A 12,617-nucleotide genomic window follows, 5' to 3' on the forward strand; every position below is an offset into this window, starting at 1 on the left:
CCATATGCCCCCTTCGCCATAGTCCTTCACGTCTTGGTGAGAAGGAATCACAATCATGCGCAATACGTTCAAGTTCATCGCTATCGCTGCCGTCGCCGCCGCTTCGCTTTCGGTCGCTGCCTGCTCTAAGCCGGCCGACACGACGACCACGACTGAAACCTCGACTGAGGTGACGTCGCCGGCCGTTGACGCCATGGCCCCGGCCTCCGACGCCGCCATGTCGGATGCCGCCATGTCGACCACGACCACGACGACGACCACTTCGTCTTCGATGTAAGCTGCCCAAAAAGCTAAGAAAGCCCCTCGCACCCTTTGGCGCGAGGGGCTTTTTTTTTGACCATTTCGCCTTCCCGCGAAGCGGAAGATTCCAAGCCTAACTTACTGGCGATAGCGGTAGCGTGAGATGATCACGAATATCTGTGTCATCTGTGGTTTCCCTTCTTTTCGGCGCCGGAGCGCGCGCAAAAGTCAGTTTTTGATCCACAGATGATACAGATATTCAGGGCAACCACACGCTACCGCTATCGCCTCAGAATGATGCAAGCTCTGAAAATGGCTATTCGACTTCCGCAGCGACTTTGGCAAGCGTTTCTCGGGCGGCGTCGGCGGCGCGCTGACGCTCCCACATCGAGTGATAGATGCCGTTCAGCTTCATCAGGTCGGAATGCCTGCCGCGCTCGGCTACCACGCCATCCTTCAGCACCAGGATTTCATCGGCGCCCACGACCGTGGACAGACGGTGCGCGATGACCAGGGTCGTGCGGTTCTTCGAGACGTCATCAAGCGACGCCTGGATTTCGCGCTCGGTATGGGTATCGAGCGCCGAGGTGGCTTCATCGAGGATCAGGATCGGCGGGGCCTTCAGCAGGGTGCGGGCAATAGCCACGCGCTGCTTTTCCCCGCCGGAAAGCTTGAGACCGCGCTCGCCGACCTCGGTTTCATAGCCCTTCGGCAGGGTGCTGATAAAGCCGGCGATCTGGGCGGCCTCGGCAGCATCCTCGATCTCCTCGCGCGAGGCGCCATAGCGGCCATAGCCGATATTATAGCCCACCGTATCGTTGAACAGGACCGTATCCTGCGGCACCATGCCGATGGCCTTGCGAAGGGATGCCTGGTTGACCTCACGGATATCCTGGCCGTCAATCTCGATCGACCCGCCCTTCACATCGTAGAAGCGGAACAGCAGGCGCGACAGGGTGGATTTGCCGGCGCCCGAAGGCCCGACCACCGCCACCGTCTTGCCGGCGGGAATCTCGAACGACACACCTTTGAGGATTTCGCGGTCGGGATCGTAAGAGAAGATCACGTCCTTGAACGCTACCTTGCCATCGCTGATCACGAGATCGGGGGCATCGGCCTTGTCGGTGACTTCCTGCGGCTCGTCCAGCAGCTTGAACATGGCTTCCATATCGATCAGGCCGGTCGAGATTTCGCGGTACAGCGTGCCGATAAAGTTCAGCGGAATGGAGAGCTGCATCATATAGGCATTGACCATGACCAGGTGGCCCAGGGTCTTGGTGCCGTGCATCACTTCCAGCACCGACATCACCATGACTGCCAGCATACCAATGCCGAAGATCACCGTCTGGCCGATATTGAGCCAGGCCAGCGAGGTATAGGTCTTGATCGCCGCCTTTTCATACATGGCCGTGGCACGGTCATAACGCGCGGACTCGTGCGCCTCATTGCCGAAATATTTGACCGTCTCAAAATTCAGCAGGGAATCCACCGCCTTCGACATCGAATCCGAGTCGGCCTCGTTCATGTCCTTGCGGATCGAGATGCGCCAGTTGGAGGCTACGATCGAGAACCAGACATAGACCACAACGGTCACCGCCACGACGGCGACATAGATCAGGTCGAACTGGAAGGCGATGATTGCCGCGGTCAGCACGAATTCGACAATGGTGGGGATGCCGACCATCATGGTCAGGCGAATAATGGTTTCAATCCCCGCCTTGCCGCGTTCGATCACCCGCGACAGGCCGCCGGTGCGGCGCTGGAGATGGAAGCGAAGGCTGAGATTGTGCAGGTGAACAAAAGCGCGATTGGCCAGGCCGCGCACGGCGTGCTGCCCCACCGCCGCGAACATGGCGTCACGGATATTGTTGAAGACGTTGAACAGGATGCGGACAATGCCATAGGCCGCCACCATGACCAGCGGCATACCGATGATCATCGTCCACCAGTCGGGATGGGCCAGTTGCGGCGCATGAACGGTCAGCGCATTGGTGGCCCATTTGAAGGTGAGCGGCGTAAAGGCGGTCAGCACCTTGCCGACCAGCATGGCCAGCAGCGCCCAGATGACCTGGATCTTCAGGTCGGTGCGGTCCGACGGCCAGAGGTAGGGCTTGAGAAAGGCGATCGTCTCCGATGCCTTGGCTTTTGGCTTCGGCATCGGGGCATTCTGTAATTGGGAGGGACTCATCAGACGGTCGCTTTCGACTGGCTCGGAATGGAGGATAAACGGCTATATAGGCCGCGCCTCCCCTTTCGCCAATTGAGTCGGGCAATTTATTTTATGCGGAGTCGCAGCCATCTATGCCGCAGGCATCGCCTTCGACGACCGGAGTCTTTTTGGCCTCCGCCTCAGCGGCCTGAAGCGTCTGCAGAAAAGCGGCCACCGGTTGCGCCCCCGAGACGGCATATTTGCCATCGACCACCACGAATGGCACGCCGCGCACGCCATAGGCCTGGGCCTGGCGCTGATCGAGCGCGATGGACATGTCGATATCGGACGAGGTGAAGGCGGCATCGATATCCGCGGCGGCCAGGCCAAGCTCCGCACCGATCTCATGCAGCACGGCGCGATCGAAGATATTGCGGCCGTTGGTGAAATAGGCACGATAAAGCCGATCGACGGCCTCGGCCTGCTTGCCATGGCCTTGCGCCAAGGCGATCAGGCGGTGGGCATCGGTGGTATCACCGGCCAGTGTGCCGTCGAGATGAAATTCCAGCCCGGCCTGTGCCGCACGCGCCGTGACCTGCGCCTGGCTGGTCGTCACCTGCTGCGCATTCATGCCGTACTTCTTCTGCAACATCAGGTCGGTCGGCATCACCGCCTGGCCGGGCGAAAGCCGAAAGGCGCGATGGCTGATATCGGCCTCGCCGCCCCATTCTTTAAGCGCGGTTTCCAGTTCCGCCTTGCCGATATAGCAGAACGGACAGATGACATCGGACCAGATTTCTATTTTCACGGCAGATACTCCTTCGATATCAACTGTATGTAATACGATTACAGTTCAGCGCAAGGGAAGCAAAGCAAGAAACCCCACCACCACGCCCTTCGGGCGCGGTCCCCCTCCCCAACAAGTTGGGGAGGTACAAGAAAATTATACCTCCCCGGCTTTGCCGGGGAGGGGGACCGCGCCCGAAGGGCGTGGTGGTGGGGTGTCTTGCTTAAGCAGTTTGCCGGTCAGGCCTAGCTATGCTTCTGTATACGCCTTGAACTTTGACTTGTTCTTTACGGACACCCTTCCAGCATCTGCGTCAACAACGATATTCCTATATGCACATGCCGCCGCATTTTCGGGCATGAATAGTACAGATTCTCCACAAATCCTGCATTCGTAGAAAATACCAGCCCCGGCAGGATACCCACCAAATGGATTGATAAAGAGATATTTCCTCGACATGCTTCCCCTATTTGAACAGCAAATCCCACGATGGGACGTGCATTAAATCCTACGCCGGCTCATCCCGCATCCTGTCCCACCAGGTGAACTTCATCACCACCGAACACAGCACCACCAATCCGAGCGACAGCCAGAAGCGGTCCATTTCGCGGATGATAAGGAAGATAGCCGAAGCGGTGATCGCCGTCTGCCACACCACGCCGGTCAGCGAATTGAACATATCGCGCCAGAAGTCACGATTGGGCTGGGTCTCCGGCTCATCGGCGCGCAGGGCCTCCAGAACCGGCTTCCAGAAACCCCAGGGCCGGGTCTTTTTGTAGAACAGCTTCAAGGTCGCCATATCGGTCGGTTTGGTCACATAGGAGCCCAGCACCGCCGCCGCCAGACAGGCCAGCAGCAGCCACGGAAAGGCCGCCAGCGCATTGATCGCCTGGCCGGTGACCGGATCTTTCCATACCGCCATCCACATGGCCACCGCTACGCCCAGCGCCATGGAGGCAGCATAGCCAGTGCCATTCAGTCGCCACCAGTACCACTTGATCACATTGGCCACCGTATAGCCGCCATAGAGGCCGGTCGTGATCCAGCCGACTATGCCGTCGATCGAGGTCAGTTGCCAGCCGATCAGCGCCCCCAGTACGGCAAAGGTCAGGGAGGTGGCATAGCTCAGGTGAACGAGCCGTTTCTGCGGCGCATCCGGGCGGATATATTTACGGTAGATGTCATTGACCACATAAGCGGGCGCCGCATTGAGCGAGGCCGAATAGGTCGCCATGAAGGCCGACAGCATCCCCGCCAGCGCCAGACCCATCAGGCCCGGCGGCATATAGTTGCGGATCACCCACGGCAGGATGGAATCGATATCGCCGGTGAAGCTCTGGCCCGAAGCTGCGGCCGCGGCCTGCATATGGGTCCATTGCGGCCCGATGAAACACAGGGCAAGAACCGCCATGCCGGCGATCATCAGATAGCGCGGGAACAGCAGCACCACATTGACAAAACCGGAAATCTTGGCGGCCTCGATCGGCGAGCGGGCCGACAGCAGCCGCTGCATGTCATAGTTGGGCGCCGGGCCTGACATGGCCTTGAGCACGCCCTGGAAGGTCATCAGGATAAAGAAGATGCCAAAAGCGGAGTAGCCTTCTTTCGAGATAACCGAGACGGCGGTATCGGCCACCACCTTCTGGTCCGGCGCGGTGCGGTGGGCCAGCCCTGCCCAGTCGAGATCGAGCTTCCAGCCGAACCAGATGTCATGCCAGCCCGCCGGGACCACGGCGCGGATCATCTCCGGCGTCACAAGCGACACGGCGATCCAGGCGATGGCGATGCACACCACCAACTTGATGAAGAATTGCAGGATTTCGGTCATCACCACCGAATACATACCGCCCTTGACCGAATAGACCGTGGTCAGCGCCACGACGATCAGGCCGTAGATCTTGTCATTGATCATCGGGTCGGCCGAAAACCTGTAGGGGATAAACTCAGCCGCCAGCTTGCCGATCCCCAAGAACCCGAAGGCCAGCATCCCGACCACCATGATCAGGGCGAAGACGACATTGATCAGATGCGAGGCGCGGGCGCCGAAATCTTCGCCAAAGCGGAAACTGATCCATTCGGCGCCAGTCAGCTTGCCGGAGCGCCGCAGCCAGATCGCCAGAAAGGCCATCAGGAACACCTGGTTGAACACCGGCCACAGCCACGGAATGAACACCGATTTCAGGCCATAGACAACCAGCAGCCCGACCATCCACATGGTACCGGCGACATCGAACATGCCGGACGCATTGGAAAGTCCCAATACCCACCACGGCAGTTTGTTGCCCGCCAGGAAGTAGCCCTGGATACTGCCGGAAGCCAGCTTCGCCACCCAGAAGCCAAGGCCCACGGTGAGCAGCAGATAGCCAGCGACGATGGCGAGGTCGATTGGTTGTAAGTTCATGTCCCTGCCCCTGTTGTGTTATATTTATGCGAGCCGGTGATCGAGTTCGATCATGGCCCGTCCGTTATGATAAGGGCACTTCCATTGCCCTGCCTTATAGATTTTATCTTTTGGTGCAGAGGCCGCATACCAGGTCCATTCGGACGCGCCACCGGCGCCATATTGCGCCCTGGTGTAGGCCCAGACCTTCTCAGCCGCGTCCAGCCAGTTCGCCTCGCTAGTCATCTGCCAGGCATTGACAAAGCCGACCAATGCCTCGGCCTGCTCCCACCATTCGCCATCCGGATCTAGGTGGCCCTCAAAACCCTTTTCATAGCTGAATGCTCCGCCCTCGCTCATGCCTTCGCCTCGCGCCGTTTCCGCCAAAGCCATCACAATTGGTCGCGCCCGCACAAGCAAGGCTTCATTGCCCAGGGCCTCAGCGGCTTCCCAGATCAGCCAGCTCGCTTCAATATCATGACCATAGGAGACTGAACGCGTCAGGTCGTTCCAGTTCATGTCGAAGAACAGCCGCAGATGACCATCTGGACCGGCGAAGCGATCGAGAAACAGGGTGAGAATACGGTGCAAAGCCGTGCGCGTGTCATCCGTCGGTGCCACCTCATGCAGGCGTGTATAGGCTTCCAGCACATGCAGGTGCGTATTCATCGTCTTCGGCGCATCGAGATCCTTGTCGGACAGACGCTGATCAAGCGGCGGATTCCATTGGCGGTCCAGCGCCTCGATATAGCCGCCGTTTTCCGCGTCCCAGTATTTCGCCTCGATAAGGCTCTGCAAATCGTGCGCGAAGATGAGCGCGGCCGCATCGCCCGTGGCGCGGTGATATTCAGCGAAGGCGTAGACGGCAAAAGCCTGCGCGTACGCTTGCTTGCGCGTATCTTCAGGCTGGCCGTCCGCCTTCAGTATCCAGTATAGGCCGCCGTGTTCGATATCTAGAAAATAGCTGCGGATATAGTCCGCCGCGCGCTTTGCCAGGGTCAGTGCCCGTGCATCGCCCCACCACCCGGCCATGGCGCTGAAGAACCACAGCAGGCGCGTATTGAGGATGATGCTTTTCGATGCGTCTAATACGAGTTTGTCATTGGCGTCGACCTCACCATAAAAGCCACCGCGGGCATCGACCAGATGGTTTGCCCACCAGTCGAGCAAACGCAGACTCTCAGCACGGGCTTCCTCGCGCAGACTCATTTGGCCGCCAGGTAAGCGGCATTGCGGTCTATCAGATCGATGCGCTGCTGTACGCAGGCGGCCGAGGTCAGCGGATCAGCCGGCGTGTTTTTGCAGTAATCAATCAGTTGCGCCACGCTTGAGGTTGCCACATGCAGGCGCGTATCGGATGAGGCGTAATAGATGAAGACCTTGCCGTCGTCATCGGCGATCCAGCCATTGGAGAAGGTAACATTCGACACATCGCCGACGCGCTCCGGCCCTTGCGGCGCTATGAAGTGCCCGCCCGGCGCATGGATGATTTTCCACGGTTCATCCAGCGCCGTCATAAACATGTAGAGCACATAGCGCAGCCCCGCGGCCGTATTGCGCACACCATGGGCAAGATGCAACCAGCCCTCCGGCGTCTTGATCGGCGCCGGTCCCTGGCCATTCTTGATTTCCTTGATGGTGTGGTAGGCCTTGTTATCGACGATCACTTCCCTGTCGACCACCGCCTTGGTCATGTCGTCGCACAGCCCCCAGCCGATGCCGCCGCCGGAACCGACCGATATAAAGCCATCCTGCGGACGCGTATAGAGCGCGTACTTACCGTCCACAAACTCCGGATGCAGCACGACATTGCGCTGCTGGCCGGAGTTCGTGATCAGGTCCGGCAAACGCTCCCAGTCGATCAGGTCCTTGGTGCGGGCAATGCCGCATTGCGCCGTCGCCGCTGACAGATCGTCCGGCAGGGCCTTGTCCTTACGTTCGGTGCAGAAGAGGCCATAGATCCAGCCATCTTCATGCTGCGTCAGGCGCATATCGTAGACATTGGTGTCCGGGTCGTCTGTCTGCGGCAGCACCACCGGCTTGGGCCAGAAACGGAAGCCATCGACACCATTGACGCTTTCGGCGACGGCGAAGAACGACTTGCGGTCATCGCCCTCAACGCGGACCACGACAATGTACCTCCCCTGCCATTTCATCGCCCCGGCATTAAAGGTGGCATTGATGCCCATCCGCTCCGCCATGAAAGGATTGGTTTGCGGGTTGAAATCGTAACGCCACTCCAGAGGCACATGGGCGGCGGTGACGACCGGATTTTGCCAGCGTTGATAGATGCCGTTAGTGCGAGGCTGCGGCGCATTGGGCGCCGTGATCAGGGCCTCATGCTCGGCGCGCAGGTCCGCCAGTCGCTGTTGCGCATTCATTCTATCGTCTCCCGATGTCCGTGTGGTCCGGATTGGCGAAATAACTAAAATTGATTTATTAAATACGCAAGGTCTTATTTTGGTATCCTGCTCAGTCGATCGACCAGGCCAGAATCTGACTGATATGGTTCAGGCCATATCCAGTTTCAGTGCGCCAGTCATCCAGCACGGCCTGCAAAGCAAGAAAAGCCTTTTTCGAAGTCGGCTCGCCTTCGATCACGCCCCAGTGGTTAAGCGCTTTGATAACTGTCGGGGTCAGGATCAAAGCATCGACGCCCATGCGCCGCATCATGCGCTGGCCGGTTATGCCGCCGAGCCGCGCGCCGCGCGCCTTCAGTTCCAGACACAGCTCCATATACCGCCCTGCAGGCCAGTCGGCGAACCAGGCGCCGGCCGAGCCATGCGTCTTGCCGATATCGGAAATAAACCGGGCATTTTCGCCGACCGAACGGATCTTCTGCGCATTAGCCACCAGACCGGGCGCCTTCAGCAGATGATCGAGATCGTCATCCGACATAAAGACCCAGCGGGTAATGTCGAAGTTTTCAAAGGCCGCTTCGAACTGCGGCCAGCGCCTGTCGATCAGATCCCAGTTGAACCCCGCCTCGAAAATGCAGCGCGTCATCTGCGACAGCCAGCGGTCATCGGGAATGGCGGCAATGGCCTTTACCGGCAAGGGATTATGCAGCAGCGGCACCAGGTCGCCCTTGCGCTCGATGGCCTGGCTTTCTATCTCAGCAAAGGTGATCATAGCCCCTCTTCACAATTATATTTCGCCTGCGGCCTTGCAAAAAGTTACAATATAACATATCTGCATGACTACGGCGTTTCCGCCGCCCCACGGTACCACTGCCCATGCCTTACCTGAAGAAAAAATGGCTCGATATCGCCTCTCTGGCGCTTTCCGCCCTGTGCGTGGTGCATTGCCTGGCCCTGCCGTTCCTGGTCGTTCTGCTGCCGGCGCTCACCCCCTTTACCGGAAGCTGGGTCCATGCCGCCCTGGTGCTGACCGCCGCGCCGATCAGCCTGTGGGCCATTCGCGCCTCGCATGTCTGGCGCAAATGGCAGATTTCCGCCCCCATCGTCAGCGGTTTGATCCTGCTGGCCCTGGCCGCCTTTATCCCCGCGCTCAGCGATGTGGAAGTGGCCATGAGCGTGATCGGCGCCCTGCTGATCGCCGCCGGCCACACCTGCAACTATCTCTATCATCGCCCGGTGCATGTCCATGATCGCGCCTGTGGCCACGCCGAAGGGTTGGCAGGGGAATAAAACACCCTCGAATAGCATCTGCGGCAAAATCGGCGCTTGACGGATAGGCCTCACGGTTTAAGGGAACGGGATCGTTCGATTTGTTACGAAAAGCCTGCCCAAAGAGCCGCCATGATCCGTCACATCGTTATGTTTTCCAGCCCGAATGAAGCGGATCGTGAGGCCATTTATCGCGGCCTGTCCGTCCTGACCCAGATCGAGCACGCCGCCCTGCTGGAAGTCGCCTATAACGAGAAAATCGACCAGATCGCCAATGAGATCGACGTCATCGTCTATGGCGAATTCAACACGATCGAAGATTTCCGCGCCTACAAGGCCCATCCGCTCTACGAAGAATCGATCCGCCAAGTGCGCCACCTGCGCGATGTCCGGGTCGCCGCCGATTACACCGTCTCCGCAGCCACCCGCGAACGGGTCAAGGCATAGGGGTCTTTACCCCGCTCCCCAAGGCCCGCTATAAGTCGGGACTGACTGGGGAGACCGCATGGCCGAATTCTACGATCTGAATAGTGAGCGTCCGCCGTTGGCGCTGCAAAAACCTTTCCTGGGTGATGACAAAAGCCTGATCCGCGCCGCCTTCATACTGGGCGCGATTCTGCTGGCCTGGAAATTCTATGTCGCCCTGATCAGTCATGTCATCTGGGAAGAAGGCCATTTTGTCGTCTCCGGCGCCTATCTCGATCTCGGCTATCCCGATATTCCCGCCGGCTTTCCCTGGCTGGCGCGGCTGGTGACAACGATCTTCGGCTGGCACGTCCTGCCCTTGCGGATCATCTCGCTGATCATCGCCACGATGATGCCCTTCGCCGTCTATTTCATGGCCACGCCGCTGGTCAGCCACCGCAACGCGCTGTGGGCGGCCATGATCGCCCTGCTCCTGCCGCCCCTGTCGCTCAATGGCACGGTCTTCTACCCCGAAGGCGCCCTGCAGGTGCTGATGGCCCTGATGCTCGGCTGCCTGATACGTGCCATTCAGCAGGACCGGATCAAGTGGTGGGTATTGACCGGTGTTTGCGCCGCGGTTGGCCTGCTGGTGCATTTCCGTTTCCTGGCGCCGGGTCTGGCTGTCGTCGTCTTCATGCTGGCCACTGCGCAGGGGCGCAAGCTGTGGACCAAACCTGGCGTATGGATCACCGCCGGCGTGGCCCTGCTGGGCCTGATGCCTTCGCTGATCTACAATGCGCTCAATGACTGGCCGGCCATCCAGTTCCATGTGCTGAACCGTCCGCAGTTCAAGCCCGATCCCGGCCGTCTTCTGAGCTATTTTGAAACCCAGTTCGCGATGGGCACGCCGGTCTTTTTCACCGCCATGGTTGTGGCCGCGAAAAATGGCCTGATCCGCGACCGCGACAAGCCGGAAAGCCTGCTGGCCTGGCAGTTTGTCGTCATTCTCTTCTTCTATGGCGTACAGACCATCTTTAACAAGAAGATCATGCCGCACTGGCCCTTCATGGCCTTTATTCCGCTGCTGCCCTTCGTGCCGGACCTGCTGGAAAATTTCATGAGCCGGGCCGCGACCCAAGGCAACCGCAACCTGCGCATGGCCGTGATCGCCACGGCGCCGCTGATGGCGCTGGCGGTCGGCATTGCCGGCACCGCCTATCAGTGGGCTTTTGTCCATTCGGCGGAACTGCCCTATGCGCTGCGCGAGCACAATATTCTCAAAAACGAAAACTGGTCCCTGCTTGAGCCCGATATCGCCGCCGCCGATGCCCGCGCCAAGCAACGCTTCGGCCCGGATGTGGCGTGGGCGGCCAACAGCCATATGAGCGCGGTCCATATGGAGTTTCCCGGATCGGGCGACAGCCATCGCCGCTTCTATACTCTGGACGATCCGAACGACGAACTGACGCGCTTCGTGGTGGCGCGCCACAAGTGGGGGCTGGATATGTCGGCCCTACTGCAAAAACAGGCCGGAAAGGGCGTGATGCTGGCCATGCTGGAACCGTCCTATATCTATCACGAGGCGGACAAGGTGGCGATGTACACCAAACTTTGCCAGAATTTCGAGGAGATAGAGCCGTTCCGTGTCGTGGCCCTGCCGCCGTACAAGATGGCCGTCGATTTCTACACGGCGCGGGTCAGGGTGCATCCGCTGGGTGATATTTCCGGCGCGCCCTGCGCCTTCTTCCCGCAAGCCTATATCGCTCATCCGGAGCGCGGGGAATTCCTGGCCGGCGACGACACCGGTAATTATCATGGCGTGGCGGCCGATCCCAAGGGCGTCACCGCGGTCGATGTGCTGCTGGACGGCAAGGTGGTGACGCGTGCGCGGTATGGACTTGATCCGGAGGCGTTCCGTGTGCCGGACATATTGAAATACGATCCCAACTGGCCAAAGCTGCAATATGACTTCAAGTTCCCGGCGGGGTCGCTGACATCGGGCGAGCACAAGCTGAGTATCCGCGCCACGCGAACGGATGGCACGACCTTCGACAGCGACGCGCGAACATTGTACGTGCATTGAGCGAACGGGGTTTGGGGTCCGTGACCCCACATCTTCTTCAATCCAATAAAAAAGCCTCGCTCTTAAAAGCGAGGCTTTTTTATTGGAAGGGAAAGGCTTGGGGCCACAGGCCCCAAACCCCATTAGCCAAAGCGACCGCCGATATAATCGCCGGTCTTGTCGACCTTCGGTTTGACGAACAGTTCTTCCGTCGGGCCAAACTCGACCATCTTGCCGAGGAACATGAAGCCCGTATAGTTCGACAGGCGCGCCGCCTGTTGCAGGTTGTGCGTCACAATGACGATGGTGTAGTCGCTCTTCAGCTCTTCCAGCGTATCTTCAAGCTTGGCGGTGGAAATCGGGTCAAGCGCCGAGGCCGGTTCGTCAAGCAGCAGGATTTCCGGGTTGACGGCAATGCCGCGCGCCACGCACAGACGCTGCTGCTGGCCGCCGGAAAGGCCGAGGCCAGACTTGTGCAGCTTGTCCTTCACTTCGTCCCACAGCGCCGCTTTGCGCAGCGAACTTTCCACCAGTTCATCCAGCTCCGCCTTGGACTTCGAACTGTGCAGGCGCACACCGAAGGCGACATTGTCATAGATCGACATCGGGAATGGCGTCGGCTTCTGGAAGACCATGCCGATACGGGCACGCAGGGCGGCCACGTCCACCTTGGGGCCGATCAGGTTTTCACCTTCAAACAGGATTTCGCCCTCGGCGCGCTGGCCGGGATAGAGATCATAGATGCGGTTGATCGTGCGCAGCAGGGTCGATTTCCCGCAGCCCGACGGACCGATCAGGGCGGTGATGGCGTTCTTCTTCACCGGCAAATCGACACCGAACAGCGCCTGATGCTGGCCATAGAAGAAGTTCAGCTTCCTGATTTCAAGCACCAGACTGCCTTCGGGCGGCGGAACGATGACGCTTTTGAAATCCGGGGAGGTCGTGTCGGTTGTCATGAACGTGTT

General features: G+C 59.3%; 11 protein-coding genes. 4 read left to right on the forward strand and 7 right to left on the reverse strand.

Going from position 1 to position 12,617, the window contains the following annotated elements; genetic code table 11:
* The first annotated feature begins 55 nt into the window (after positions 1-55).
* Positions 56-277 carry a hypothetical protein gene (locus tag ACTHND_RS13560; RefSeq protein ID WP_303828669.1) on the forward strand — a complete coding sequence of 74 codons (222 nt, stop codon included), beginning with the start codon at positions 56-58 and terminating at the stop codon, positions 275-277.
* 279 nt (positions 278-556) lie between these two features.
* Here the strand turns inward: ACTHND_RS13560 and ACTHND_RS13565 are convergent, their stop codons facing one another.
* The 6 genes from ACTHND_RS13565 to ACTHND_RS13590 form a co-directional block, all read right to left on the reverse strand.
* A complete protein-coding gene (locus ACTHND_RS13565; protein ID WP_440178478.1) occupies positions 557-2,398 on the reverse strand; it encodes an ABCB family ABC transporter ATP-binding protein/permease in 1,842 nt (613 codons plus the stop codon).
* Positions 2,399-2,519: 121 nt separating this feature from the next.
* Positions 2,520-3,197 carry a DsbA family oxidoreductase gene (locus tag ACTHND_RS13570; protein ID WP_440178479.1) on the reverse strand — a complete coding sequence of 226 codons (678 nt, stop codon included), beginning with the start codon at positions 3,195-3,197 and terminating at the stop codon, positions 2,520-2,522.
* Positions 3,198-3,684: 487 nt separating this feature from the next.
* Positions 3,685-5,577, reverse strand: coding sequence for a sodium:solute symporter family protein (locus ACTHND_RS13575; RefSeq protein WP_440178480.1), 1,893 nt, complete (start codon positions 5,575-5,577; stop codon positions 3,685-3,687).
* A gap of 24 nt (positions 5,578-5,601) precedes the next feature.
* A complete protein-coding gene (locus tag ACTHND_RS13580) occupies positions 5,602-6,765 on the reverse strand; it encodes an AGE family epimerase/isomerase (protein WP_440178481.1) in 1,164 nt (387 codons plus the stop codon).
* Complete coding sequence (locus ACTHND_RS13585) at positions 6,762-7,937, reverse strand: glycoside hydrolase family 130 protein (RefSeq protein ID WP_440178482.1); 1,176 nt, start codon at positions 7,935-7,937, stop codon at positions 6,762-6,764. The genes ACTHND_RS13580 and ACTHND_RS13585 overlap by 4 nt, the downstream gene beginning before the upstream one ends.
* A gap of 91 nt (positions 7,938-8,028) precedes the next feature.
* On the reverse strand, positions 8,029-8,688 hold the full coding sequence (locus tag ACTHND_RS13590) for a DNA-3-methyladenine glycosylase I (RefSeq protein ID WP_440178483.1): 660 nt from the start codon (positions 8,686-8,688) through the stop codon (positions 8,029-8,031).
* 104 nt (positions 8,689-8,792) lie between these two features.
* Between ACTHND_RS13590 and ACTHND_RS13595 the strand changes: the two genes are divergently transcribed.
* The 3 genes from ACTHND_RS13595 (at position 8,793) to ACTHND_RS13605 (ending at position 11,673) form a co-directional block, all read left to right on the forward strand.
* The gene (locus tag ACTHND_RS13595; RefSeq protein ID WP_440178484.1) at positions 8,793-9,206 is read left to right on the forward strand and encodes a MerC domain-containing protein; all 414 of its coding nucleotides are present in this window, start codon (positions 8,793-8,795) and stop codon (positions 9,204-9,206) included.
* 111 nt (positions 9,207-9,317) lie between these two features.
* Positions 9,318-9,632 carry a Dabb family protein gene (locus ACTHND_RS13600; RefSeq protein WP_440178485.1) on the forward strand — a complete coding sequence of 105 codons (315 nt, stop codon included), beginning with the start codon at positions 9,318-9,320 and terminating at the stop codon, positions 9,630-9,632.
* 58 nt (positions 9,633-9,690) lie between these two features.
* Positions 9,691-11,673: an ArnT family glycosyltransferase gene (locus ACTHND_RS13605; protein ID WP_440178486.1), complete on the forward strand. Its 1,983-nt coding sequence runs from the start codon at positions 9,691-9,693 to the stop codon at positions 11,671-11,673.
* 122 nt (positions 11,674-11,795) lie between these two features.
* On the opposite strand, the gene pstB is transcribed toward ACTHND_RS13605, so the two are convergent.
* A complete protein-coding gene (gene pstB, locus ACTHND_RS13610) occupies positions 11,796-12,608 on the reverse strand; it encodes a phosphate ABC transporter ATP-binding protein PstB (RefSeq protein ID WP_090649495.1) in 813 nt (270 codons plus the stop codon).
* Positions 12,609-12,617: the final 9 nt, after the last annotated feature.

Origin of the sequence: Asticcacaulis sp., from assembly GCF_051954415.1 — a bacterium.
Classification (GTDB): Bacteria; Pseudomonadota; Alphaproteobacteria; order Caulobacterales; family Caulobacteraceae; genus Asticcacaulis.